Origin of the sequence: Streptomyces sp. NPDC102467 (assembly GCF_044765445.1) — a bacterium.
Taxonomy (GTDB): Bacteria; Actinomycetota; Actinomycetes; order Streptomycetales; family Streptomycetaceae; genus Streptomyces.
Genome location: NZ_JBIWKA010000006.1, coordinates 1 through 25,431 on the forward strand (window position 1 = coordinate 1; position 25,431 = coordinate 25,431).

17 protein-coding genes are annotated in these 25,431 nt (G+C 65.7%); 11 read left to right on the forward strand and 6 right to left on the reverse strand.

Annotated elements, in window-relative coordinates; translation table 11 throughout:
- The first annotated feature begins 12 nt into the window (after positions 1-12).
- The 9 genes from ACIREE_RS13355 (at position 13) to ACIREE_RS13395 (ending at position 14,735) form a co-directional block, all read left to right on the forward strand.
- Entirely contained in the window at positions 13-2,535 is a 2,523-nt protein-coding gene (locus tag ACIREE_RS13355; protein ID WP_404150516.1) for an AMP-binding protein, read from the forward strand.
- A gap of 8 nt (positions 2,536-2,543) precedes the next feature.
- A complete protein-coding gene (locus ACIREE_RS13360) occupies positions 2,544-6,527 on the forward strand; it encodes an amino acid adenylation domain-containing protein (RefSeq protein WP_404150518.1) in 3,984 nt (1,327 codons plus the stop codon).
- A gap of 114 nt (positions 6,528-6,641) precedes the next feature.
- Positions 6,642-6,851: an MbtH family protein gene (locus tag ACIREE_RS13365; RefSeq protein ID WP_404150520.1), complete on the forward strand. Its 210-nt coding sequence runs from the start codon at positions 6,642-6,644 to the stop codon at positions 6,849-6,851.
- A gap of 121 nt (positions 6,852-6,972) precedes the next feature.
- Positions 6,973-8,205, forward strand: coding sequence for an MDR family MFS transporter (locus ACIREE_RS13370; protein ID WP_404150522.1), 1,233 nt, complete (start codon positions 6,973-6,975; stop codon positions 8,203-8,205).
- Between the two features lie 171 nt (positions 8,206-8,376).
- Positions 8,377-9,891: an amino acid adenylation domain-containing protein gene (locus ACIREE_RS13375; protein WP_404150523.1), complete on the forward strand. Its 1,515-nt coding sequence runs from the start codon at positions 8,377-8,379 to the stop codon at positions 9,889-9,891.
- Between the two features lie 5 nt (positions 9,892-9,896).
- A complete protein-coding gene (locus tag ACIREE_RS13380; RefSeq protein WP_404150525.1) occupies positions 9,897-11,471 on the forward strand; it encodes a carbamoyltransferase C-terminal domain-containing protein in 1,575 nt (524 codons plus the stop codon).
- A gap of 212 nt (positions 11,472-11,683) precedes the next feature.
- The gene (locus tag ACIREE_RS13385; RefSeq protein ID WP_404150526.1) at positions 11,684-13,570 is read left to right on the forward strand and encodes a carbamoyltransferase N-terminal domain-containing protein; all 1,887 of its coding nucleotides are present in this window, start codon (positions 11,684-11,686) and stop codon (positions 13,568-13,570) included.
- An 81-nt stretch (positions 13,571-13,651) separates the two neighbouring features.
- Positions 13,652-14,353 carry a cupin domain-containing protein gene (locus ACIREE_RS13390; RefSeq protein WP_404150528.1) on the forward strand — a complete coding sequence of 234 codons (702 nt, stop codon included), beginning with the start codon at positions 13,652-13,654 and terminating at the stop codon, positions 14,351-14,353.
- A gap of 88 nt (positions 14,354-14,441) precedes the next feature.
- Positions 14,442-14,735 (forward strand): Dabb family protein, encoded by a 294-nt coding sequence (locus ACIREE_RS13395; protein WP_404150530.1) that lies wholly within the window; start codon positions 14,442-14,444, stop codon positions 14,733-14,735.
- 246 nt (positions 14,736-14,981) lie between these two features.
- Here ACIREE_RS13395 and ACIREE_RS13400 read toward each other — a convergent pair whose 3' ends face one another.
- Both ACIREE_RS13400 and ACIREE_RS13405 read right to left on the reverse strand, forming a co-directional pair.
- On the reverse strand, positions 14,982-15,212 hold the full coding sequence (locus ACIREE_RS13400) for a hypothetical protein (RefSeq protein ID WP_404150532.1): 231 nt from the start codon (positions 15,210-15,212) through the stop codon (positions 14,982-14,984).
- A 258-nt stretch (positions 15,213-15,470) separates the two neighbouring features.
- Positions 15,471-15,758, reverse strand: a complete 288-nt coding sequence (locus tag ACIREE_RS13405; protein ID WP_404150534.1) for a hypothetical protein — start codon at positions 15,756-15,758, stop codon at positions 15,471-15,473.
- Positions 15,759-16,545: 787 nt separating this feature from the next.
- On the opposite strand from ACIREE_RS13405, the gene ACIREE_RS13410 reads away from it, so the two are divergent.
- Entirely contained in the window at positions 16,546-16,707 is a 162-nt protein-coding gene (locus tag ACIREE_RS13410) for a hypothetical protein (protein WP_404150536.1), read from the forward strand.
- A 31-nt stretch (positions 16,708-16,738) separates the two neighbouring features.
- Here the strand turns inward: ACIREE_RS13410 and ACIREE_RS13415 are convergent, their stop codons facing one another.
- On the reverse strand, positions 16,739-17,863 hold the full coding sequence (locus ACIREE_RS13415) for a tyrosine-type recombinase/integrase (protein ID WP_404150538.1): 1,125 nt from the start codon (positions 17,861-17,863) through the stop codon (positions 16,739-16,741).
- A 216-nt stretch (positions 17,864-18,079) separates the two neighbouring features.
- Here ACIREE_RS13415 and ACIREE_RS13420 point away from each other — a divergent pair, with 216 nt between their 5' ends.
- Positions 18,080-19,366 carry an MFS transporter gene (locus tag ACIREE_RS13420; protein ID WP_404150540.1) on the forward strand — a complete coding sequence of 429 codons (1,287 nt, stop codon included), beginning with the start codon at positions 18,080-18,082 and terminating at the stop codon, positions 19,364-19,366.
- A 13-nt stretch (positions 19,367-19,379) separates the two neighbouring features.
- On the opposite strand, the gene ACIREE_RS13425 is transcribed toward ACIREE_RS13420, so the two are convergent.
- The 3 genes from ACIREE_RS13425 to ACIREE_RS13435 all read right to left on the reverse strand — a co-directional run bounded on the left by ACIREE_RS13425 (position 19,380) and on the right by ACIREE_RS13435 (position 25,243).
- Positions 19,380-20,081: a DUF2470 domain-containing protein gene (locus ACIREE_RS13425; RefSeq protein WP_404150542.1), complete on the reverse strand. Its 702-nt coding sequence runs from the start codon at positions 20,079-20,081 to the stop codon at positions 19,380-19,382.
- Positions 20,082-20,201: 120 nt separating this feature from the next.
- On the reverse strand, positions 20,202-22,427 hold the full coding sequence (gene yicI / locus ACIREE_RS13430; protein WP_404150544.1) for an alpha-xylosidase: 2,226 nt from the start codon (positions 22,425-22,427) through the stop codon (positions 20,202-20,204).
- Positions 22,424-25,243 carry a glycoside hydrolase family 3 C-terminal domain-containing protein gene (locus ACIREE_RS13435; protein ID WP_404150546.1) on the reverse strand — a complete coding sequence of 940 codons (2,820 nt, stop codon included), beginning with the start codon at positions 25,241-25,243 and terminating at the stop codon, positions 22,424-22,426. Before ACIREE_RS13435 ends, yicI begins: the two co-directional genes overlap by 4 nt.
- Positions 25,244-25,431: the final 188 nt, after the last annotated feature.

Sequence of the window (25,431 nt, forward strand, 5' to 3'; positions counted from 1 at the left end):
CACCCCGCATACGTGATCTACACATCCGGATCAACCGGCCGCCCCAAAGGCGTGGTCGTCACACACTCAGGAGTGCCCAGCCTCGCCGGCCAATACATTCAGGCGGCGAAGACCATGGTTGCCGGTAGTCGGCTGCTGCAGTTCTCCTCGCCGAGTTTCGACATGCATGTCCCAGACGTACTCATGACGCTCGGAGCTGGTGCAACCCTGGTCATGGCTCCCGCCGAAAGGCTCCTGCCCGGTCCCGAGCTCGAGCGTCTGGTCGCCGAACAACGCATCTCTCACCTGGAGTTGCCGCCTGCGGTACTGAGCGTCCTGTCACCAGACGCCCTGTCGAGTGTGCACACACTGATGGTTGCGGGTGAGGCGCTTTCCGAAGAACTGATCCGCCTCTGGGCACCCGGCCGCATCATGATCAATGCTTATGGGCCGACAGAGTTCACCGTCTGCGCCACCATGAGCGGGCCTTTGGTGAGCGGCCGTGTACCACCGATCGGTCGCCCGAATCTCAACGCACACGTCTATGTGTTGGACGAAGGGCTGCAGCCGGTTCCTGCGGGGGTGGCCGGTGAGCTGTACATCGCGGGCCCGGGGCTGGCGCGGGGCTACCTGGGAAGGCCGGCAACGACGGCGGAGCGGTTCGTGGCCAATCCGTTCGGCCCCGCCGGGACACGGATGTACCGCTCGGGCGACCTCGTGCGCTGGACGGACAACGGCGAGTTGGAGTACGTCGGAAGGGCTGACCACCAAGTCAAGGTGCGTGGCTTCCGGATCGAGCCCGGCGAGATCGAAGCGGTCCTCACCAGCCACGCATCAGTCGCCCGCGCCGTGGTCACCGTGCGCGAGGACCAGCCCGGCGACAAGCGCATCGCCGCCTACGTGATCCCAGCAGCCGCCAACGACCAGCCGGACGAGCTCTCCGATGCCCAACGGGTCGCCGAGTGGCAGGCGATCCAGGATCGGCACTACAGAAGCGACGCGGCGGCCGAGGACGACTTCGCCGGCTGGGCGAGCAGCTATGACGGCCGGCGGATCCCTATCGAGCAGATGGAGCAGTGGCGCGGCGAGACCGTGAGCCGTGTCCTGAAGCTCAATCCGAAGCGGGTGTTCGAGATCGGCGTCGGCAGCGGCCTCATCCTGTCGAAGGTAGCTCCGCACTGCGAGTCCTATTGGGGCGCGGACCTTTCGGCTGAGGTCATCGATCGCCTGAGCCGACGCGTGGAAGAGGAGCCGGGTCTTTCCGGCAGAGTCCGCTTGCTCAACCGTCCTGCGCACGACTTCGACGGCGTTCCCCAGGGATTCTTCGACGTCATTGTCATCAACTCTGTGATCCAGTACTTCCCGAGCGGTGAGTACCTGAAGCGGGTACTCCTCAGGGCCGTTGAGCACCTGGCGCCGGGCGGGACCGTGTTCGTCGGTGACGTGCGGAACCTGGAACTGCTCGAATGCTTCCATGCGGCGATTTCCATGAGGGGAATCGAGACGGGCCCGGGAAGCACCGAGCATGCTGCGGCAATGAAGCGCAGCATGGAAATGGAACAGGAACTTCTCGTAAGCCATGACTTCTTCTCTGCATTCACTGATGAAATCGGTGCGATATCGGCTCATCGCGTGATGCTCAAGGAACTGGACGCAAAGAACGAACTCTCGCTCTACCGATACGACGTCGCGCTACGCAAGGCAGGCGGCAGGGAGCCGGCGCCACGCGAGGTCCGTATGCTTGCCTGGGGCAGCGACATTCACAGCCTCACAGAGGCGGCTAAATTGCTCGCGCATGACCGACCGGGCGCCCTCCGTCTGACGGGCCTGCCGAGTGCCAGGCTCGTGGCTGATCGTCGCATGCTGCTCGCGCTGGAGAGCGAGAGCGCACCTGACGTGTGGGCTGCAGAGGCCATCGATCCGGCGTTGATCTGCGATGCCGCCAAGAGCATCGGTCTTCGTGCCTCCATCGACTGGTCGCGGGAATCCCCCTATGCCTTCGACCTGCTCCTCGCCCCTGAAGACTTCGACGACATCGATGGTGTCGCGCGTAGCGATGCCGAGGAGGGTACCGGATCCGGTTCAGAGAAATTCTTCAACGTACCGAACTCCTCGCGACCGGATGTCGTGAACACAGAAACGCTGATCCGCCGCGTGCAGGAATTCCTGCCCGAATACATGGTCCCCTCGGCTGTCGTGGTACTGGACGAGTTCCCACTGACGTCGAACGGGAAGCTGGACCGCACGGCGCTGCCGGCTCCGGAGTCGCGTCGGTCGATCTCTCGCCAGTCGGCGCGAACTCCCATGGAGGAGACGCTGTGCGGCCTGTTCGCCGAGGTCCTGGGATTGGACGAGGTCGGGGTCGATGAGGGGTTCTTCGAGCTGGGAGGCCACTCGCTCCTTGCCACCCGTCTGGTCAGCAGTATCCGTGCCGCCCTTGGTGTAGAAATACCGCTCGCCACTATCTTTGATTCTCCTCGCGTATCCGAGATCGCGGAAATTGTAGGCGTTGCGGAGAAGGCTCGACCGGCACTGCGCCGCATGCCCCGGAAGTGAGAATGCATATGCACCCCCTGTCGTTCGCGCAGCGCCGCCTTTGGCTTCTGGACGGCCTGAACGGGCCCAGCTCTGCGTACAACCTGCCGGCAGCATTTCGGTTGTCGGGTGCATTGAACGTGGTCGCGTTGCGCGAAGCCCTCAATGACGTGGTCTGTCGACATGAGTCGCTTCGGACTGTCTTTCCCGAGGTGGACGGCGAGCCGTACCAGCAGGTCCTGGAGACCGGTTCGGTCCAGATCGAGTTCGATGTCCGGAGCGTCGCGGAGACGGAGCTGGAGGAGCAGGTCGCCCGGGCAGCACAGAAGGCCTTCGACCTGGGGACGGAAATACCGCTCCGCGCCTCCCTCTTCGTCGTACAACCGGACGATTGCGTGCTCGTTCTGGTGATGCACCACATCGCCTGTGACGGCTGGTCCATGGGACCGCTCGCGCAGGATCTCCTGACTGCGTACGAGGCAAGGTGCGCCGGACACACCCCGTCATGGGATGCGCTGCCGACGCAGTACGTGGATTACACACTCTGGCAACAGGACGTCCTGGGGGACGCCGAGGACCCGGAAAGTGTCTGCTACCGCCAACTCGCCCACTGGACCCGGACGCTGGACGGTGCGCCGGACGTGCTGGAGCTGCCCACAGTTCGTCCGCGTCCGGCGGTGGCGAGCCACCAAGGCGATGCCGTTACCTTCCAGTGCGGGACAAAACTGCGCGGCCGGCTCATGGAGCTGGCCCGCGAAACTCAGTCCACCCTGTTCATGGTGGTGCAGGCGGCACTCTCCGGTCTGCTGACGCGACTCGGGGCGGGTACGGACATCCCCATCGGCTCGGCCGTCGCAGGGCGCACGGACGAGGCTCTGGACGACTTGGTCGGATTCTTTGTCAACACGTTGGTGCTGCGCACCGACACCTCAGGGGATCCGAGCTTCCGTGAGCTGCTGCGGCGGGTGAAGAACGTCGACGTGGCGGCGTACTCACACCAGGACCTTCCCTTCGAGAAACTCGTCGAGGCGCTCAACCCGAAGCGCTCCATGGCTCGTCATCCCCTGTTCCAGGTCATGCTGGCATTCGACAACAACTCCCAGGCCGCCTGGAGTCTCCCTGGAGTGCGGGTGACTGAGCTGCCGGTGCGGCTCGGGGCGGAGAAGTTCGACCTCAGTTTCTCCTTCAGCGATGCCGATGGTGACCTGAGCGGGCTGCTCAGCTATGCCACAGATCTGTTCGACCGTCAGTCGGCAGAACTCATCGCGGCGAGACTCGTACGCTTCCTCGAAGAAGTTGCCGCGGACGCAGACCTGCCCCTGGGGCAGGTCGACATCCTCTCGGCCGAGGAACGGCACCGGCTCATGGTGGAGCCGAACGGCTCCGCATGCGAGGTTCCGGAGCAGTCTCTGGCCGAGCTGTTCGAGGCACAGGCCGCCCGGACCCCGGATGCCGTCGCGTTGGTGTTCCAGGACCACAAGGTCAGCTACGCGGATTTGAACAGGCGCGCGAACCGGTTGGCCCACTACCTGATGGGGCAGGGGGTCGGCCCCGAGCAGCTGGTGGGGATGGCAGTCCCGCGGTCCGTCGAGATGGTGGTCGCCGTCCTGGGCATCGTGAAAGCGGGGGGAGCCTATCTCCCGATCGACACGGATTACCCCGCGGATCGCATCAACTTCATCCTCGGCGACGCCCAGCCGAGCCTGGTCCTATGCTGTGAGAGCGCCGGTGGCTCCTTCGTTCCCGACTCGACAACAGAAGCTGTCAGGGTCGACATCGACACCCCTGCTTTCGCTGAGGAACTCGACAGACTCCCGTCAGAAAATCCCGATCGGGACTACGGTTCGCACGTCAACCGCCAGCTGAACCCCGTTTACGCGATATACACCTCCGGTTCGACGGGGATACCCAAGGGCGTACTCACCCCGAACGGATCCCTCCTCAGCTCTCTCAGGTCCATGCAACAAAAGCTCGGCCTGCTGCCCGACGACCGGTTCCTCGCGATTTCCAGCGTCTCGTTCGACACATCGGCTCTGGAGATGTATCTGCCGTTGCTCACGGGAGCTGCAATGGTGATGGCGACCAGGGAGGACGCGAAGGACCCGGAGGCCGTGGCGTCGCTCATCGACAAGACGCACATCACCTTCGTCCAGGGGACTCCGCCATGGTGGCAGTCGCTTGTGGACAGCCGAGTCCGATGGGAGCAGGAGGTCAAGGCTTTGGTGGGCGGAGAGGCACTGCCCGATCTGCTCGGCCGCCAGCTGCGCGAAATGTGCGATTCCGTCCTGAACGTCTACGGGCCAACCGAGACGACCATCTGGACAACCACCAGCCACGTGTCCGCCGGGTCACGGATGCCCCCGATCGGTCGGCCCATTCCCAACGCGAAGGTCTATGTCCTCGATGCCTTCCTGCAGCCGTCGCCGGTGGGAGTGGCAGGCGAGTTGTACATAGCGGGAGCCGGGGTGGCCCGTGGCTACGTGAATGGTCCGCGGGCCACGGCTCAGCGATTCGTCGCGGATCCGTTCGGGCCACCGGGCTCGCGGATGTATCGCTCGGGAGACTTGGCGCGCTGGAGTCACGAAGGTGAGTTGGAGTTCATCGGCCGGGCCGACCACCAGGTCAAGGTGCGTGGTTTCAGGATCGAGCTCGGCGAGATCGAAGCGGTTCTGACCGGCCACAGCACCATCGCTCGTTCGGTGGCGGTGGTGCGAGAGGACCAGCCGGGCGACAAACGCATTGTTGCCTACGTGATCCCTGCGGGCGGAACGGATGTGGTGGACGGCCGCGCGCTGCGCGAGTACTGCGGTCAGACGGTGCCGGAGTACATGGTGCCGGCCGCAGTCGTACCGCTCGAAGAATTCCCGCTCACACCGAACGGGAAAGTGGACCGCGAGGCTCTTCCTCTCCCTTCGCCGGATCGTCGCCGCACCGGGCGTGCGCCGCGAAACGCACAGGAGGCGCTGCTGTGCCGCCTGTTCGCAGATGTGCTCGGACTGGAGTCGGTCGGGATCGACGACGACTTCTTCGATCTCGGTGGCCATTCGCTGCTCGCCATCCGGCTGATGTCCCGAGCGCGTGCGAGGCTCGGCGTCGCGTGGGGCATTCGTGAACTGTTCCAGTACCCCACGGTGAGCGGGCTGGCGGCGCTGTTCGCAGCAGGAGAAGGGCGGCACTCGCCGGCTCCGGTGGGCCAGCATGACGACTACCTGGGCTCGCTGTTCGGCCTTCGCTCCCAGGGGGACCGCACCCCGGTCTTCTGCGCCGCCCCGGCCATGGGACTCAGCTGGGGGTTCACCGCGCTGCTGCCACTCCTGCCAGAGCGGCCGGTCTACGCCCTGCAGGACCCCGCGATCACCGATGAGGACGAGCTGGCACCAAGCGTTGATGCCATCGCCGCGCATCACGTACGACGCATCCGGACGGTCCAGCCTCACGGCCCCTATCTGCTGATGGGCCGGTCCTTCGGCGGGCTTGTCGCCTACGAGGTGGCTGTGCAGCTGGAGCAGCAGGGCGAAACGGTGGCCTTCCTCGGTCTGCTGGACGCGCTGCAGCTCGCGTCCGATGGTGAGCCCGACCCCGGGCAGGCCGAGACCATCGAACAGGAGTCGCTGCGCATCCTGTTGCGCGAGGGTCTGCCCGATGCGCCCTACCCGCCCACTCGCGTGCGGGATCGCGCGCAGACCATCGCCACCGTGTACAACGCGGAGGGCCCCTTGCACGGGTTGAGCGAACGCATGCTCAATCGACTGGTCGACGTGAGTGCCAACAGCATTGATCTGTCGGTCTCTTACCAGCCCTCGCAATACCGGGGCCGACTCCACTACTTCGCAGCCGTTGCCGACCCGACCACGCCATCCGCGGCTGCGAAGGAAGCGATGTGGAAGCGTGGTGCGCCCGACACCGTTCTTCGCGAACTGGACTGCCTGCACAGAGAGACGCTGGCGCCCGGTCCTGCGTCAATCATTATCGAAGAGCTCTCTCTCGTACTCGCTGAGCTCGGAATCCGATAAAGGGATCTCGGAAATCTCAGCAGAGCACCACGATGGAGTCGTCTGACAGGCACGAGCCACGACGGCATCCCCAGCACATCTCATTCGATTTTTCTCAATGCACAGGAGCACACCATGACGAACCCGTTCGAGAACCCGGACGGCCAGTACTATGCACTGATCAACGGCGAGAAGCAGTACTCGCTGTGGCCTTCATTCGTACCGGTCCCCGAAGGCTGGTCCATCGCACTCGGCCCGTTGTCCCGTGACGAGTGCCTTGCATTCGTGGGCGAGACGTGGACGGATATGAGGCCGGCCAGTCTCGCGCACACGATGGCCAAGTAGCCACGTTCGACCCATTGGATTCCCTCAAGTCAGGCGCAACCGCTGGAGCGCTCCCCTGCCACGAACCCGAACCTCATGTCGGTTCATTCTTCCGTGGTTCAGAGAAATGTGACGTACACCCATGAAGCGCTTCGCCAAGGATTCCTTTTCCAGCCTCCCCAGAGCCTTTTGGTGGCTGTGGACAGCCACACTCATCAATAGCCTCGGCGGCTTTGTCGGAGTCTTTCTTGCGCTCTACCTCACGAACGGCCTGGGCTACTCCGCGAGCTTCACCGGCTTTGTGGTATCCCTGTACGGCGGCGGGGCCGTCATCTCCTCGATTCTCGGCGGGTTTTTGGCCGATCGCATCGGGCGTACGCGCACCATCCTGGTCGCTCAGTTGACGACCGGCATCTCCACTCTGCTGCTCGGGTTCGCCGACAGCGCCACAGCGATTGCGGCCATGGCATTCGTGGTGGGGGTATCGGGCGCAGCGTCGCGCCCAGCAATCGGTGCGACGATCGCAGACCTTGTGGAAGGCTCCGAACGACAGAAGGCATTTTCGCTGAACTATTGGGCGGGGAATCTGGGGTTCGGCGCTTCCGCAGCGATCGTGGGTGTGGTCGCCGAGCACGGATACCTTCTCCTCTTCATGGCCGAGGCCACGGCCACACTTGTCTGTGCAATCCTCGTGTACGTACGGGTGCCAGAAACAAGCAGGAAGCGGAGCCGTGAAAATACACGGGATTCCGGTTTCCTTGCCGGATATGCCTCCGTATGCCGGGACTGGATTTTCATGGGGATCGTGGCAATGACGTTCCTGATGGCCTTGTTGTTTCAGCAGGCTGCTACCTCATTGCCAATCTCCATGACTCTGGATGGTTTCTCGAGCGCCGACTACGGAAGTGTAATAAGCCTGAACGGATTCATGATCGTCCTACTTCAGGCTTTCCTGCCCCGGGTAGTAAAGTCCGTAAGCCCGAGGCGGGTCCTTGCAGCCTCGGCGCTACTGTGCGGATTTGGCCTCACCGTCATAACGGGCGCCAGTTCGCTGCCGTTCTATTTCTCAGCAGTGGCCATCTGGACTTTGGGTGAGATAATTTTCGCACCCGTGATCATGAATGTTGTTTCGCATCTATCGTCGCCCGCAACGCGAGGGCGATATCAGGGCATGTATCAGCTGGCCTTCTCTGGCGCTGCCCTCGTGGCTCCCATCTCCAGTGGGTATGTGATCGATCAGTTCGGGGCCAATACCATCTGGACCATGTGCGGTGTCATAGGCACGGTGGCGGCCATCGGTTACATGGTGCTGGGACGGGCGACGGAAAGACGGTCAAATGAATCCGCCGACCTTGTAGTCGCTACACCACACTGACCAGGTGTCCTTCATCGCGCAACTTCCCTGCGCGAATTACACGCCGCGCCGAGTCGGGCAATTCCTGCCATCAGCCGCAATTCCCAAAAGACTTTAGTTAGCCAGTAGAACCGAGAAGGTTACATTGCACACCTACGAGCGATTCGAATTCGCCGCCGAACGGAGGCAGGCGTGACGACACAGTGCCTGCACAAGACCTTCGAGGAGCAGGCCGCTGCCGCCCCGGAGGCATTGGCGGTTGTTTCTCAGGGTGAAGAACTGACCTACGGCGAACTGGACGCGCGCGCGGACCGGGTGGCGCAGCTTCTCGTGGACGCGGGAGTGCGCCGGGGGTCCCTAGTGGGGATCCATCTGGAGCGCGGGGCGCAGATGGTCGTTGCCATCCTCGCCACGCTGAAGGCCGGCGCGGGCTACGCGATGCTGGACCCGGAGTTCCCTGTACACCGTCTGCGTGACATGGTCGAAGACGTGGCGCCCGCCGTCGTGATCGCCGACAGCGAGGCGGACGTGAACAGGCTGGGCTCTTCGGCGGAGTTCGTCGGCCTGGCCAGTGCCACCGATCGGCCGCTGCCTCGCGGAGCTGTCGCCGCCACGTCCGAGGACACCGCCTGCATCATCTTCACCTCCGGATCCACGGGCCGGCCCAAGGGCGTTGCTGCTCCGCACCGGGCGTTGGCCGGGACCGTCCTGGGGCAGTCCTATACGCGGTTCGGTCCCGACACGGTTTGGCTCCAGTGCGCGCCCATCTCCTGGGACGCCTTCGTTCTGGAGCTCTGGGGCCCGCTGTTGACCGGCGGTACCTGTGTGTTCCATCCGGGGCGGCCCAACCCTCTCCAGATGGAACGTCTCGTGGCCGCCCACGGCATTACCACGATGAATCTCCCGACCGTCCTCTTCCACGTGATCATGGAGGAGTATCCGGAGGCACTGGCGGGACTGACGGATCTCCTCGTCGGCGGTGAGGCACTTTCTCCCGAGCATGCGGCCCAGTTGGTCCGTGACTTCCCGGTGCTGCGTTTCGTCAACGGCTACGGGCCGGTCGAGTGCATGGTCTTCGTGACCACACACCGTGTCACCGCAGAGAGTGCGGCGCGAGCGTCGGTCCCGATTGGTCACAGCATGGCCGGCAAGAACGTGTACGTCCTTGACGAGCAGTTGCAGCCAGTGGCCGATGGGGACATCGGTGAGCTCTATGCCTCGGGTGAGGGATTGGCCAACGGCTACCTCGGGAGGCCAGGAACGACCGCCGAACGGTTCGTTGCCGACCCCTTCGGGAGGCCCGGCGGGCGCATGTACCGCACTGGCGACTTTGTGCGGATGCATGCTGACGGGCCCCTGGAATTCATCGGACGGGTGGACGGGCAAGTAAAGGTCCGGGGCGTTCGCGTCGAATTCACCGAAGTTGAATCCGTCCTGGAGGCGCACCCCGCGGTCAAGAGAGCCGTCGTCGTGGCGACAGGCGACAAGCCCGAAGATCGGCGACTGGTCGCCTTTCTAGCGGTCCGCACGGAACAGGGCGATACCGGGTCCGAAGAAGCCGAACTTCGCTCCTACGCTGTGGAGAAAATGCCCGAATTCATGGTGCCTCACCGGTTCGTCGTGCTGGACTCGTTTCCCGTGACGCACAACGGAAAAATCGACCGCATAGCTTTGCTTGAATCGAACAAAGAGATCTCTGGGAAGTAGGAAGAATGCTGATTCTGGGTTTTAAAGAAGGCCACGACGGCGCGGTTGCCGCGATCGAGGATGGAAAGCTTCTCTTCTCACTTGAGGCAGAAAAGGACTCGTTCCCTCGTTATGATCGCCTGACCGCTGATGTCTTGCTTCGGGCTACGGAGAAGCTGGGTCGGGTACCTGACGCGCTGGCGGTCGGGGGTTGGGTGAAGGGGACGCACAACACGGAGCCTCCGTCCCGTACCGGCTACTACGGTGTGGGGCCGGGATCGGTCTCGGACGAGGCCGGGAAGTTCTTCGGCCAGGATGTGAAAATATTTTCCTCCACACACGAGCGATCGCACATCATGACCGCGCTCGGCCTTTCGTCCTTTCCGGCGGGTCAGCCGTTCTACTGCCTGGTGTGGGAGGGGAACATCGGCTCGTTCTATCTCATCGACGAAAAGGGCGAGGTCACCCATCTCCGCCATGTCATGGCTGACCCGGGCAACAAGTACGCCTACCTGTTCGCGCTGGCCGATCCAAGTTTCCCGACGAACAAGGGCCTGCTCAGGCTCCAGGACGCCGGCAAGCAGATGGCGTTGACAGGCTTCGCGAAGCACACCAGCCTGAACAAGGACGAGAAGGAACTCATCGACTTCCTCCTGGAGCAGGAACAGATCATCCTTAATCTCGGCAAGGATGACATGACCTGGAGTCCCTTCCACAACATCGGGCTGGATTCGCAGGAGTACAGGAATCTGGCCGCAAAGTTCTCGGACGCGATATTTGACCGGTTTTTCCAGTACGCGAAGGCTGAACTCACGGAGGGTTACCCTCTGTTGATTTCGGGCGGGTGCGCACTCAACTGTGAGTGGAACCGCCGTTGGCGGGAGTGCGGACTCTTCCCCGAGGTGTTCGTGCCGCCGTGCCCGAACGACAGCGGCTCCGCGCTGGGCACGGCCATCGATGCGCAACTGCACTACACCGGATCTGCCACGGTGTCCTGGGATGTCTATGCCGGAGAGGAGTTTGTGGAGGATGTCCCCTTCTCTTCCGGTGACTACGATGTCAGGCCGCTGGACTTCGGTGAAGTAGCCGCCTTCCTGGCGGCCGGCAACGTGATCGGTTGGGCCCAGGGGCGATGGGAGATGGGTCCACGGGCGCTCGGTAACCGCTCGATCCTGGCTGCGCCGTTCACGCAGGAGTCGATGACCCGACTCAATGGGATCAAAAAGCGAGAAGGCTATCGGCCGATCGCACCGATCACTCTGGAGTCCGACGCCGCGAACTGGTTCAGCGGGTCGATTCCGGATCCCCACATGCTCTACTTCAGCACGGTGACATCGGATTCCCTCAAGGCCGTCACTCACGTTGACGGGACGGCGCGCGCGCAGACCGTGACGCCGGAGCAGAATCCCCAAATGGCTCGCCTGCTGACGGAATTCCGCGACATCACCGGATACAGCGTCCTGTGCAACACCTCCCTCAACTTCAACGGTCGAGGCTTCATCAACCGGACGAGCGACTTGATCCAGTACGGCGAGGAGCACGGGCTGGACGGTTACGTCGTGGGCGACACGTTCGTCGTCCGGCGCGACCTGCGGGCCTGACGCAGGATCTCCAAGAAGGGCCTACGGGCTGGCTGCACGGTGGCGCGTCGTAGTCCTCGTCGTTCGCCGTGGGGAAGTCCATGAGTTGAACGGCGGCTGCCTTCCCACCCTTCACGCATGCGGGGAAAGCAGCTGACCTTTTCGTTCCCTGCACGGTCACCGGCGTCATCTGCACGTGACTGCGACCTTGCTCCGAGGCAGCTCCAGTTGTCTTGCGCAGAACCAGAACCATCCGGCATCCGCGGAGTGGCGAACCGAGATTTGCCCACCCCGGTTCTACGCCGGTTTCCAACAACCTCAGTGCCGCGTGTCCAGCGCGTTGCACCGAGCTCATCTGCCGTACGCCGAGCCGGCCAGATTTCCTTTCAACACTCGGCAAGGAGAACCCCATGATCACTGCAGGACTCAAGCTGACGCACAGCGGCGGAATCGCGCTCCTTGAGGACGACAAGCTCCTGTTCAACATCGAGGTGCAGAAGCTCGCCAACAACCCCCGCTACAGCCCGGTCGCCGACCTCAGCTTGATCCCTGAGCTGCTTGCCGAACAGGGCTTCAAGGTCTCCGATGTCGACCATTGGGCGCTCGACGGATGGGACGGACGGGAAGCCGGCCGGATCTCCGTACTGGACAACGGCCGTCCGATCGACTTGACCGTCGCGCCCTACCGTGAGAATGACATCGTGACCAGCCTGGTCCGTCCAGGGTTCACAGGTGAAATCCCCATCGGCGGAAAGTCGATGGCGTACGACAGCTTCGTCCATGTGTCGAGCCACTTCGCCGCCGCCTACTGCTCCAGCCCGTTCGCCGCTCGCGGTGAGGACTCCTTCGTCCTGGTTTGGGACGGTGGAACCTTCCCCCGGCTGTACTTCGTCGATGCCGAACGTGGCACCGTCGAGAATGGCGGCGAGGTCTTTCCTCTGATCGGCCACTCATATGCCATGGCGGCCCAGTACTACGGTCCGTGGGCGCGCAAGACAAGCGACCGGTCCAAGGTGGTGGACGACCTCTCCGTGGCCGGAAAGCTGATGGCGTATATCGCGCTGGGGCAGCCCAAGGACGCGATCCAGGAAGCCCTTCGCGACGCGTTCCAAAAGAATTTCGAAGCGCCTACCGAGGCCGTCGCACAGTACCGCCGCGCGGTCACCGGCTGTGGCAGCAACGGCGAACCCTCACACCGGTACGTCCACGGATACCTCCGTGACGCGGCTGAGCAGATCGGCACGCTCGGTGTCTCCGACGAGGATGTCCTCGCCAGCATGCACCAGTTCATGGAGGACCTCCTGGTTGAGCGGATCGTCGAGAAGATCCGTCGCTGGAAGGGGGACGGCCCCTGGAACCTCGCGTTCGCCGGTGGTTGCGCGCTGAACATCAAGTGGAACAGCGCGCTGCGGGCCCACCCGCTCTTCAGGGACGTCTGGGTGCCGCCGTTCCCCGACGACTCGGGCTCTGCTATCGGCACCGCCTGCGCCGCGTACGCACACCTCAAGGGAGTGTCCGCTGTTCAGTGGAACGCCCGTACCGGGCCCGCCCTGGTTGCCACCCCTGATGTCCCGGAGGGTTGGACCGCTCGCGACTGCACGGTCGATGAGGTCGCCAAAATCCTGCACGAGACCGGCAAGCCGCTGGTCTTCCTGCGTGGGAACGCGGAACTTGGCCCCCGGGCGCTCGGCGCACGCAGCATCCTCAGCACGGCCACCGACCCCGCGGCCAAGGACCTGCTGAACGAGATCAAGGACCGGGAGTACTACCGTCCAGTGGCGCCGATCTGCCTCGTTGAGCACGCCGAGGAGATCTTCGACCCCGGAACGCCGGACCCGTACATGCTCTTCGACCATGACATCCGCCCGGACTGGGTGGAGCGAGTGCCGGCCGCTATACACCTCGACGGCACCGCCCGCCTTCAGACCGTCAGCGTGGACGAAGACCCGGTACTCACCGATCTGCTTCGCGCCTACCACACGCTCAGCGGGGTCCCGGTGCTCTGCAACACCAGCGCGAACCTGAACGGCAGGAGCTTCTTCCCGGACGCCGCTTCGGCGATGAAGTGGGGTCGGACCGAACACGTGTGGGCGGACGGGACTCTCTACAGCAAGAGCTGAAGGCCACTCGGGAGACGGCCGCCTCCGGTGTCAGGCCCGCCTCCTCCTCGCCATGAACTTTCTCCTGGAGGATGAACCAAATTGACCACGCAGGCAAATGAACAGATCTACTTCCCGGATCCCGATATCGCGCTGAACGACGAAGGCGCTCGATTCGAGTCCTACCGCCGCAAAGACACCGAAGTGACCGTCATTCGTATCCCGCCGCATGGCTCCTTCGCGGTCTCCGCCGGCGATGAGGCCCGGGTAGGGATGGTCGTTAAGGGCGAGCTCTCCGTGACTGTCGGAGGTGTGACGAAATCAATGACGGCCGAGTGTGACGTCTATGTCGCCCCTCCCGGAGTGGACCTCTCGATTGCGAATACTTCCCCTGAAGAAGTCGTCGCACTCGAAATCAGGCGCGACCAGCAGGGGGGTCCTCAGCCCGCTCCGAGTGGATACTTCCTTGAGCCGTACGAGTCCCGCAAGTTCGTCGGGATGGATGTCACGTTTTTCGTGAATAACTGGATCGAGCTCATGCTCGCCGATATCCCCAGCGGCGGCGAAATGCCATACCACAAGCACTCTCATGAGCAGATCGGGATATGCCTAGAAGGGCGCTACGAAATGACGGTCGAGGAGACGAGTCACGAACTGGCCTTCGGTGGCACCTACTTCTGCGCGAGTCAGGAGGGTCACGGTGCCGTCAACCCTAATGCGGGCGTAGCCCGTTCCCTGAACATCTTCATTCCGCCTCGGTATCACCGAGTCTCCAAACTGAAGAACGACCAGGAAGCCCAGTGAAACCGACAGTGACAGCACTGGACAACAACCACGAAGCTGAAAATACAACAGCGGTGAACGTCTTCAAACTACACCGAGAGGAGGCTCGATGATTCGCCACATCGTGCTTTTCAAGTTCAAATCGGGAGTCGACTGGACTGACCCGAGGGCTTTGGCAGCGGAGCGCACTGCGGCCAAGGTTGGCTGCGAAGTACCTGAAGTTCAAGAGTGGCGTTTCGGCCGCAATATGTCCACTCGGGACATCGCTTACGACTTTCTTGTTGACGGTATCCTTGAGGATATGGACAAGGTCGAAAGCTATTTGGCTCACCCCTTCCACCAGGAAGCGATTCGGCAATGGCGAGAGATCAGTGACTGGGTCATCGCCGACGTTGAGGTATAGCCCAGGTGCCCCCGCGGGACCATAGGCTCGGAGGGGCACCCTCCCTCGAGCCGAATTAGGCTGCGATGACCCCGTTTCGGCCGATGCCGAGGCGGGGCATCTCCGTTCCTGTAAGCGGCCTCGAAGGGTGTTTCGTGGTGAATCTGCACCTCGCCTCTGACGCCGTGCATTTGCGCGGCGAGGTGGTGCCCGGCTCGGCCGTGGAGCCGCCGTGTGAGGGGTTGGATCTTCGTGTTGGCGCCTTCATCAGTTCGGCCGTTGCAGCCAGGGCAGCATCACGACCGCGTCTGCGGCGGCACGGGCCCGGACGATCCAGTCAGTCAGCTGGTCGGCGTTGCCCTGGGCCAGACTCAGCACCTGCCGCGAAATGGCCGATCTGGCACGCCAGATCGGCCATTTCGCGGCAGGTGCCAGCAGTTTGATCGCGTAGGGCTCGCTGGCCCTCGCCGAGTCGGTCGAGGTGCGCAGGCCGGTCACACGGCGTGGCTTTGCACGGCGTGATCGGCCTCCACGCGGCGGAGGTTGATGTAGCGGACCAGCAGGTTTGCGTGCCGACATGGCCGCGTTCGCGGATCTCGGCCAGCAGATGCTTGGCCGTGACGGCCGGGTCCTGCTCGGGGTGCTTGCACAGATATGGGCGTGCCGCCCAGTTTCGGGCGGCCACATCACCCCACGACAACCCCGACTACATGCGGCGGAAGCGTGACCACATGCCTCGGGAGCGCGAGCACTACTTCACCGGTGCTCCTGAAGGCAGCCCTCCAGGTCACCGCGGATCTTCGCCTTGGTCTTGTGGAGAGGTTCGTTGCGTGTCGCGTGCGCCGCGAAGAACACCCTGGCCTTCGGACAGTAGCCATCGTTCTTGGTATCACCCCTCGGCCCAGCGGCTCGCACGGCCTGGTAATCGCCGGGGTAGAGCTCCAACCCGAGCCGATCCATACAGCCTTGGAAGGCGTTGCCTTCTAGGAGGATGAGTTGGCCTTCCACGAACTTGCGCAGTGAGTTGAGGTCCACGGCAGCCATTTCCGCATGGCTCGTGGGCCCAGCGCAGCTAGGTTGCGTGAATCAAGGGCGCTTGGCCGACGCGAGCTGGATGCAGGCGATCTACGACTCCGGCCTCCCGGCGCTACGCCGTCTCGATCAGCTCGGTGTTGACGTCACGGATGACGGCTGAACCCAAGTGAGTACCGCGCCCCGCCCTCATCCGCGAGCTGTCCGTCACCCGCACCAACATCACCGTCGGCGGCCAGGAACCCTTCGACGCCCTCATCCGTTATCTCCGCGCTCTGCCCGGCTTCTGCCGCGTGGAGGTCGACCCCGACGGCGACAACTGAGCCCTGAACCGCCCGCCCAAGCTCTGGCCCGGCGCCGCCATCGTCCGCGGGCCTCCCTCACCCGGCTGTCCCACAAGCGCATCGGCGACGGAGACGTCGGCGAGGGCCTATACAAGTTCATCGTCCACGGCTACTGCGCCCAAGGAAACCTCGCCGCAAACGAGATGACCGAGCAGGCCGCGCGCTGGCAGCGCAACCACCGGACCGCCTGTTGCCCCCTAGTAACCGCCTGCCCGGCAGCCGGGCAGGCCCCGATGGACACGGACCACGAACCGCACGTGTTCGCCAAAAGGCTTTCGCATGTCCGCACCCGCGCCGGATCTACCTGGGCAAGCCGCGCAGTGGCCAGGGCAGCCAGGGCGTCACCGCCCAGCCTCTAGCAGATTCCTCCGGCTGACCCAAGCCGCACTCATTCGGCACTGTTGCGCACCGGTCCGCCTGTCGCGGGCGGGTGTCGACAACTGGGAGACCGCCGGATGACTGCCGAGTTCATGAACGTCAAAGAGACGGCCGACTATCTGAACATGTCTGTGACGTGGGTCTACCGCGATGCACCGAAACAGGGGCTGTCGCCGTACAAGTTCGGGCACGGTCGTAACGCCAAGGTTCAGTACAAGCTGTCAGTGGTGAAGTCCTGAAGCCTGTGTCGGTCCACCACTCGTCGCAATCTCATGCAGCGAGGTCGTGCAGCCCCCGGTCAAGGAGCCTTGCCGCCCTGCCGATCGAGGCCGGCATCAGATGACGGTAGATCCGGAACGTGACCTCGATGCTCTTATGGCCCATCCAGTCCGCGACATCAGTGATGGGGATGTTGTGTGCCAGGCAGTTCGAAGCGAAGAAGTGCCGGTGCCCGTAAATCGTCATGCCCTTGGGGATGTCGATGTCCTTACCTGGCAGCTTCCGGTACCAGATGGCGTTGATCGTGCCGTGGTTCATGTGCTTGGCACGGGTCCCTTGGAGGACGTAGCCATCCTCCGTGGTGCCGTGCTTCTCGACGAAGCGCTCTATCGCCTCACGGATGCTCCGGGGCAGCGGGACTTCGCGGAACTCCCCGGGCTTGCGATGCTTGAGTTTCTCGAGCTTCTTCGTTCGGTAGTGCACTTGCTCCGTGACGCGGTAGACGTCGTCAGCCACGATGTTGTTCACGTTCAGCGCCAGGGCCTCGCCGTTGCGCAGACCGCAGCCAGCCATCATGTCCACGAACATCGAGAAGCGGTCGCTGGCGGCTGCCGTCTTGATCCCGATCACCTGTTCCTTGCTGGGTACGACGGCCCGCTCGGCCTCGTACCGTGGCGCGTCGACACCTTCGAGGGGATGCTCGTTGATCGCTCCCTTGCGATGGGCGTCAAGCAGCAGCGTCTTCAGGAGGACATACACCTTGAACTGCGTGGGGTCGGGCGTGCCGAGGCGGTCCATCGCTGTAAGGAAGTTCTCCACCACCATCGGGCTGAAGGTCTCCACCCGCCGTGACCCCAGCTCCGGTATCAGGTGGTTCCGCGCGAGGTGCTCGTACTCGTACGTGGTGCCGTACGACAGTCGCCGCTGTCGGCCCATGTAGTCGCCGACGAAGTCCTCGAATCGCATCTGTCCGTAATGGCGGATGAGTTCGGCCTTGGACGGGGGCGTGTTGGCCTTGCGGGCATACAGCTCAACGAGCCGCTCCTTGGCGGCGTCCTGTGTGCGGAAGCCGGACTCTTCCCTCTGCTTCCCGCCCGCGTCGCGATACCGGATGACGTAGGGATGCTGGCAGCGAGTGGGCTGGCTGCAGTTACACGCCTTGGCGAAGGTGCCCATGCCGCGGGCGAGCTGCTTGGGGATGGAAGGCAATGTACTGTCCTCGGGCCGATGCTGACTTTTTGCTGACTCAGCGCCCGTGATTGTGCTTTGGATCTACGGCCGCACCAAACGGCGCAGCCGGTCGGCCGTGGCGGGACGGCCTGGGTGACGGCGATGTGTCGACTCCGTCAAACCGCGTGTGAGCTGGTGGTTTCCGGGGTTAGCGTCGAGATCATGACAGAGACGATCGCCACCGCGGCCCCACCCGCTCACCCGATCCGCCAGCTGATCGCCGCCTCCGTCGGCAACGCCGTGGAGTGGTACGACTGGTACGCCTACACGTTCCTGGCCACGTACATCGCCGACCAGGTCTTCCCCAAGGGCGCGGAGAACTCGCTCGTCCCGCTCCTGTCCACCTTCGCCGTCTTCGCGGTCGGCTTCTTCATGCGTCCGGTGGGCGGGCTGCTGATGGGCGCGGTCGCGGACCGGCACGGACGGCGTGCCGCGCTGACCGTGACGATCCTGCTGATGGGCGGCAGCAGCGCGCTGGTGGGCCTCACTCCGACGTACGCCGCCGTGGGCGTCCTCGCGCCGGTCGTGCTGGTCCTGGCCCGGCTGCTGCAAGGCCTCTCCGTGGGCGGTGAGTTCGCGGCGTCCACGACGTTCCTGGTCGAGTCGGCCGGGCCGGGGCGGCGCGGCCTGTTCTCCTCCTTCCAGTACGTGTCGACGTCCATCGGCCAGTTGGTGGCGTCCGGCATCGCGGCGCTCCTCGTCGCCACGCTCGACGGCGGGCAGATGGACGGCTGGGGCTGGCGTGTGCCGTTCCTGGTGGGCGCGCTGCTCAGCCTCGTCGGGTTCTGGATCCGGCAGGGCGCGCAGGAGACCCGCAGCCAGGAGCTCGCCGAACCGGCCGCGCGCCCCGGCCTGTTCGACGCGCTGCGCCACCACCCGCGCGAGTCGCTGCTGATCTGCGGCATCACGGCGGGCGGCACGCTCGCGTACTACACGTGGACGTCGTACCTGCCCACGTACGCGGAGCTGAACACGGACATCACCAAGTCCGACGCGCTGCTCGTCGGCACCATCTCGCTCGCTTTCTTCGCGCTGCTCCAGCCGGTCGGCGGCCTGCTCTCCGACCGCTTCGGCCGCAAGCCGCTGCTGCTCTTCTTCGGGCTCGGTTTCGCCCTGCTGAGCGTGCCTCTGCTGCACTCGCTGACGGGCTCGATCGGCTCGCTGCTGCTCACGCAGTGTGCGGGCATGGTGCTGCTGACCGGCTTCACGTCGATCTCGGCGGCGGTCAACGCGGAGATCTTCCCGGCACGGGTGCGGGCGGCCGGGATCGGCTTCCCGTACTCGCTGACGGTCGCCCTGTTCGGCGGCACGGCCCCGTACATGGGCACGCTCTTCAAGGAGTGGGGCCACAGCGGCCTGTTCCCCTGGTACGTCGCCGTGCTCTGCCTCGTGTCGTCCGTGGTGTACCTACGACTCCCGGAGAGCGCGCACCGGGAGCTGGAGCGCTGAGCGGGGCCGCGGATCAGTAGTGGGTACGCACGCCGGTCGGGTCGAGGAGCTGCTGGATGCGCGGGCCCACTTCGTGCGCGCCGCGCGCCTCCGTCAGGAACGCGACGCGCACGTCCTGGAACGAGACGGGCGTCTCCAGGCGCAGCACGAGCCCCTTGCGGTCGAGCCGCACGGGCCGGATCCCGACGACGCCGGCCAGGTCGTTTCCCCGTACCAGCTCGGCGAGTTCGACGAGGATGTCGGCGTGCCCGGTGTCGAGGTGATCGAGGAGTTCCGCTTCCTGGGACGCCAGCGGGTCGGGCGCGGCGGCGCCGAGGGCCGCCGCGTCGAGCACGCGCACCGTGTCGCCCTCGGCGAAGGCGGCGCGCGCGGGGCGCAGGACGAGCGTGTCGGGCCCCGCGGTGGTGAGGCGGCCGCTGAGCGCGAGCCGGGCGCGGACCCGGTCCCGTACGGCGACCGGTGCCACGTCGGTGAACTCGGCGTAGACGGCCAGCCCCGAGTGCGGGGCCACGGCGAGTTCGGCGGTGAGCCGGTCGTCGGCCGGGTCGAGGAGCAGCAAGCGGGACGCGGCGTCCACGGCGTGCAGCACTACGTGTTCGAGGCGGTGTCCCGCGGCGGTCACGGTCAGCGCCAGGGAGCCGGCGGCGGCGAGGACGGTTCGCGCCCGCTCGGCATCGGTGGGCGACGGCGACGGGGGTGCGTCGGGGTGGGCCATGTCCATTCCTACATCTCCTCCGAGCTCAGGTAAGGCTTACCTTACTTACTCGGCGAGTGCCCCGACACCCCGGGGCCGCAACGACCCGCCGCAACCCCCGCTCCCTGCGTAGAACCGTCTCTACAACTCCCTTACCTGATAGGGGTGTTCGGTTTCCGAGGCCTGAACCGTCACGGGCCCGCCGACCCCGGCCCGGCTCACCCGGTACGTGACGGCAAGGCTTCCGTCGTGCCCCGGGACGGCCACGGTCACGTCGTCGGCCTCCGGGGCGACCAGCAACGTCAGGCCGTCGGGCCAGTCACCGTCGGGGCGCCGGTCGTCGGCACCCATCGGGATCACCGCCCCCGGGCGGACGTACAGCGGCAGGCTGTCGAACCCGTGGGTCTCTCGGCGCCACACCGGGCCCTGGACCCGTTCGCCCGTCAGCAGATGGGTCCACGTGCCCTCGGGGAGGTAGTACTCGATGTTCCCCTCCGCCGAGAAGACGGGCGCCACGAGCAGGTCGGGGCCCAGCATGTACTGGCGGTCGAGGGTGCGGCAGGCCGGGTCGTCGGGGAAGTCGAGCAGCATCGGGCGCATCACCGGGACGCCCGTGGCGTGCGCCTCGACCGCGGCCCCGTACAGATACGGCATCAGGCGGTGCTTGAGCTTGGTGAACGTGCGGGCCACGTCGACCGCTTCCTCGCCGAAGGCCCACGGCACCCGGTACGAGACGTTGCCGTGCAGTCGGCTGTGCGAGGAGAGCAGGCCGAAGGCGAGCCAGCGTTTGAAGACCGCCGGATCGGGCGTGCCCTCGAAGCCGCCGATGTCGTGCGACCAGAAACCGAAGCCGGACAGGGAGAGCGAGAGGCCGCCGCGCAGCGACTCGGCCATCGCCGTGAACGAGGCGAAGCAGTCTCCGCCCCAGTGCACCGGGAACTGCTGGCCGCCGACCGTCGCCGAGCGGGCGAAGACGACCGCCTCGCCGCTGCCGCGCTCCTTCTCCAGGAGTTCGAAGACGGTGCGGTTGTACAGCTGCGCGTAGTAGTTGTGCATGCGCTCCGGGTCGGAGCCGTCGCTCCAGACGACGTCCGTCGGGACGCGCTCGCCGAAGTCCGTCTTGAAGCTGTCGACGCCCTGGTCGAGCAGGACGCGGAGTTTCCCCGCGTACCAGGCGCGCGCCGCCGGGTCGGTGAAGTCCACCAGAGCCATGCCGGGCTGCCACAGGTCCCACTGCCAGATGTCGCCGTCGGCCCGGCGCACCAGGAAGCCCCGCTCGGCCGCCTCCGCGAACAGGGCGGACTTCTGGGCGATGTACGGGTTGATCCACATGCTGATACGCAGCCCGCGCGCCTTGAGACGGCTCAGCATGCCCACCGGGTCGGGGAAGACGTCCGGGTCCCAGGCGAAGTCCGACCACTGGTACTCGCGCATCCAGAAGCAGTCGAAGTGGAAGACGCTGAGCGGGATGTCACGCTCGGCCATGCCGTCGACGAACGACGTGACCGTCTCCTCGTCGTACTCGGTGCAGAAGGATGTCGTCAGCCACAGGCCGAACGACCAGGGCGGCGGCAGAGCCGGCCGGCCGGTCAGCGCGGTGTAGCGGCGCAGCACGTCCTTCGGGGTCGGGCCCGCGACGACGTAGAACTCGACCGACTGGTCCTCGACGCTGAACTGCAGCTGTCCGACGGACTCCGAGCCGATCTCGTAGCTGACCTTCCCCGGGTGGTTGACCAGGACGCCGTAGCCGTGGGAGGAGAGGTGGAACGGGACGTTCTTGTAGGCGAGTTCGCTGCTGGTGCCGCCGTCGGCCTGCCAGATGTCGACGCTCTGGCCGTTCTTGACGAACGGTGTGAAGCGTTCGCCGAGGCCGTAGATCTGCTCGCCGACGGCCAGCCCGAGCTGTGTGACCATGTGGTGGGCGCCGTCGGGTGTCGTCGCGAAGGCGGTGCCCTTGCCTTCAACTCCGGTCAGACGGCGCCCGGTCGAGGTGTCGGAAAACTCCAGGCCCCACTCCCCCGCGGTGTCCAGGCGGACGCTCAAAGGGCCCGTGGTCAGCTCGGTGACAGTGCCGTCACGGGTGACGCGCGTGCCGCTGCCGCCCTCGGTGGGCAGCAGCTCGAAGTCGGGGCCGGGGCGCCGCTTGCCCGCGTGGTGGGTGAAGCGGACACCGATGACGCCCTCGGCGGGCGAGAAGCAGTCGACCGTGATCAGCGGCTGGTTGAGGGTGTCGCCCCGGTCCCTGACGTGCCGTACGGCGGCGTAAGCGGTGAACTGCCCTTCTGCCGATCTGACTTCGCGGACTTCGGTGGCGTATGCGGCGCGGACCCCTTCGCGCATCAGCCAGAAACCGTCGGTGAACTTCATGCGTCAACCCCGCGTCGGATGAAGGTGAGCCGGGCCAGGCGGACCCCGCCGCTCAGCCGGACGCGCAGGTCGCGCACTCCGGCGGCGGCGAAGTCGGCGTCCAGCGTCACGTAGTCGTATGGACTCCCGGTCGCCGGGACCGTGACCGCGCACGCCTCCGCGATCTCGATGACTCCCTGGCCGGCGGCCTCCACGCGTACGCCTGTCACGCCGTCGGGCCCGAAGTCACAGCTGCGATAGAGGAGTTCACCGGCGGCCGCGTCCGTGATCGTCACGGCGTCGCCCCGTGTCTTCGTGCGGTCGACGATCTCGGTTCCGTGCTGCTCGTCGTAGGCCGCCGCTTCCAGACCGTCCGTGCGCACCGGGCGGGGCATCGGCTCGTCCCCCTCGACGGTCAGCCGCACGGTGTGCCGGATGTCCTCGCTGGAGGCACCGAGCAGCAGTTCGTACGTGCCCGACGCGACGCTCCATCTCTCGCGCGCGACGTCCCAGTGGCCGAGGTCGCTCAGCGGCACGGTGAAGGTGACACGCTCGGCCGCCCCGGCGGCAAGGGTGATCCTGCGGTGCGCGAGGAGCTGACGGCGGGGGCGCGGCACCGGCATGCCGAGCGGGCGCGCGTAGAGCTGCGGGACCTCGTCGGCGGCGTAGGAGCCGGAGTTGGTGACGGTGAAGGTGAACTCAAGGGTCTCGTCGCCGCGCGTCACGAAGGGCGCGTCGTAGCCGAACGAGCTGTAGGACAGGCCGTGTCCGAACGGGTAGAGCGGGTCGCCCTCGAAGTAGAGGTAGGTCTGGCGGGAGCCGATGACGTCGTAGTCGAGCAGTCCCGGCAGGTCGGCGTCGGCCGCGTACCAGGTCTGCGGGAGCCGCCCGGCGGGGCTGACGTCGCCCGCGAGGACTCGGGCGAGGGCGCGGCCCGCGGCCTGCCCGCCGTGCGCGGTCCACAGCAGGGCGGGCAGTTCGGCGTCGGGGACGGCGTACGGGTAGGCGGAGACCAGGGCGAGCACGGTGTTCGGATTGGCCGCGCGGGCCGCACGCCACAGGCGGTCCTGGTGCGGGGGCAGGGCGAGGGTCGTACGGTCCTCGATCTCGCGGCCGTTGATGTGCGGGTCGTTGCCCGCGACGACGATCACCACGTCCGCGTCGGCGGCGGCCCTGGCCACGGCGGACTCGCCGCGCTCCACGAACTCCACCGAGAAGAGCGTGCCTTCGTCGGCAACCTTCACGCCGTCGGCGGCGACACACACGTACCGACCCGTTCCCGTGTGCCGCAGGAGGTGACCGTCCCCATGGGGCTCGAGCGTGTACGTCTCCTGGACGATCCAGCCTCCGGGCTGCTCCGCGGACGCCCGCACGTGACCGTCATCGGCGACCGACAGGTAGCGGCCGTCCGGGGCGCGCAGGGTGAGGGTGCCGCCGCCCCAGTCGACCAGGGCGAGTTCGGTGCCCCCGTCGGGCACGGTGGTGAGCGGCGGCAGGTCGGTGCGCCCGGCGAGCAGGGCGGGGTCGAGGGCCGCCTCGATGGCGCCCGCCTCGACGCCATCGGGTGCGTCGGGGACGTACAGCCATCCCTGGTCACAGCGGATCCGCACCCGGTCCACGCCCTCCGCGAACGTGACGCGCTCCGTGCCGAACCGCTCGTACAGGCCGTCGAGCGGGGTGGAGCGGTGCAGCAGGGTGCCGCTGTACCAGTCCGTCTTGCACTCGTCGGCGAGGAGCCCGACCAGCGCGATCCGGGTGTCGTCGGCGAGGGGCAGCAGGCCGTCGTTCTTGAGCAGCACGATCGCCTGCTCGGCGCTCTCCCGGGCGAGTGCGCGATGGGCCTCGGTGTCGAAGTCCCGTACGTCCGCGAAAGGGTCGCTCTCCTCGAACTCGCCGAGCCGCGACCGGACTTCGAGCTGGCGGCGGGCCGCGGTGTCGATGTCGGCCTCGGTGATCAGCCCCTGGTCGAGGGCGCGGCGGAGCCTTCCCACGATCGTCGAGGAGTCCGTGCCGTGGTCGGTGAAGCTGTCGACGCCCGCGACGAGCGCGGCGGCGGTGGCCTCCTCGTGGGTGTCGAAGTACTGCTCGGAATCGGCGAGGTTGCTGGGCGCGCCCGCGTCGGAGCAGACGAGGAGCCCCTGGTCGGTCCAGGTCCTCAAGTGCTCGCGCAGATACGGGGATACGTGGTTGGGGCGGCCGTTGACCAGGTTGTAGGCCGGCATGACACCGGCGACGGCGCCCGCCTCGACCGGCGCCCTGAAGGCCTTGAGGTCGTACTCGTGCAGGACGCGGGGGCGTACGGAGGAGTTCGAGGTGTCCCGGCGGGTCTCATTGTTGTGGGCGAGCCAGTGCTTGAGGACCGGGGCGGTGCGCCAGTACGTGGGGTGCGTGCCGCGCAGGCCGCGCGTGTACGCGGTGGCGATCGCGGCGGTGAGGTGGGGGTCCTCGGAGTAGCCCTCCTCGTTCCTGCCCCACAGCGGGTGGCGCAGCAGATTGACGGTGGGCGCCCAGACGTTGAGGCCCACGCGGTCGTCGCGGCTGCGCATGGCGCGCACCTCGGCGGAGACGGCGTCGCCGACGCGGCGCACCAGGTCGTCGTTCCAGGTCGCGCCGAGCCCGACGGCCTGCGGGAAGACGGTGGCCGGGCCCATCCACGCGACGCCGTGCAGCGCTTCCTGGCCGGTGCGGAACGCGGCGAGGCCGGCCCGCTCGACGGCGGGCGCGAACTGGTGCAGCAGCGCGATGCGTTCGTCGAGCGTGAGCCGGGCCAGCAGGTCGTCGACGCGCTTGTCCGCGGGCGCCGCGTCGTCCGGGTGGAGCGGGGGTCGATCGGTCACGTGCGGGTCCCTTGGCGAAGGAGGAGGAAGAGAGGAAAGAGAAGGGCGACAATCTTCGAAGCGCTTCGATGCTCCGCACTCGCCCCAGTCAGTGTCAAGAGCCGCGCCACGAAAGTCCGTTGAGGAATTCCGTGCACCAGCCTTGTGACCCCGGAAACGTTCCCCTAGCCTCGCTGCAACATCGAAGC

Excerpts from the sequence above, each read along its gene's own strand:
- ACIREE_RS13360 (WP_404150518.1), top strand. The coding sequence starts at position 2,544 with ATGCACCCCCTGTCGTTCGCGCAGCGCCGCCTTTGGCTTCTGGACGGC.
- ACIREE_RS13365 (WP_404150520.1), top strand. The coding sequence starts at position 6,642 with ATGACGAACCCGTTCGAGAACCCGGACGGCCAGTACTATGCACTGATC.
- ACIREE_RS13370 (WP_404150522.1), top strand. The coding sequence starts at position 6,973 with ATGAAGCGCTTCGCCAAGGATTCCTTTTCCAGCCTCCCCAGAGCCTTT.
- ACIREE_RS13380 (WP_404150525.1), top strand. The coding sequence starts at position 9,897 with ATGCTGATTCTGGGTTTTAAAGAAGGCCACGACGGCGCGGTTGCCGCG.
- ACIREE_RS13395 (WP_404150530.1), top strand. The coding sequence starts at position 14,442 with ATGATTCGCCACATCGTGCTTTTCAAGTTCAAATCGGGAGTCGACTGG.
- ACIREE_RS13405 (WP_404150534.1), bottom strand. The coding sequence starts at position 15,758 with ATGGCTGCCGTGGACCTCAACTCACTGCGCAAGTTCGTGGAAGGCCAA.
- ACIREE_RS13410 (WP_404150536.1), top strand. The coding sequence starts at position 16,546 with ATGACTGCCGAGTTCATGAACGTCAAAGAGACGGCCGACTATCTGAAC.
- ACIREE_RS13415 (WP_404150538.1), bottom strand. The coding sequence starts at position 17,863 with ATGGGCACCTTCGCCAAGGCGTGTAACTGCAGCCAGCCCACTCGCTGC.
- ACIREE_RS13420 (WP_404150540.1), top strand. The coding sequence starts at position 18,080 with ATGACAGAGACGATCGCCACCGCGGCCCCACCCGCTCACCCGATCCGC.
- ACIREE_RS13425 (WP_404150542.1), bottom strand. The coding sequence starts at position 20,081 with ATGGCCCACCCCGACGCACCCCCGTCGCCGTCGCCCACCGATGCCGAG.
- yicI (WP_404150544.1), bottom strand. The coding sequence starts at position 22,427 with ATGAAGTTCACCGACGGTTTCTGGCTGATGCGCGAAGGGGTCCGCGCC.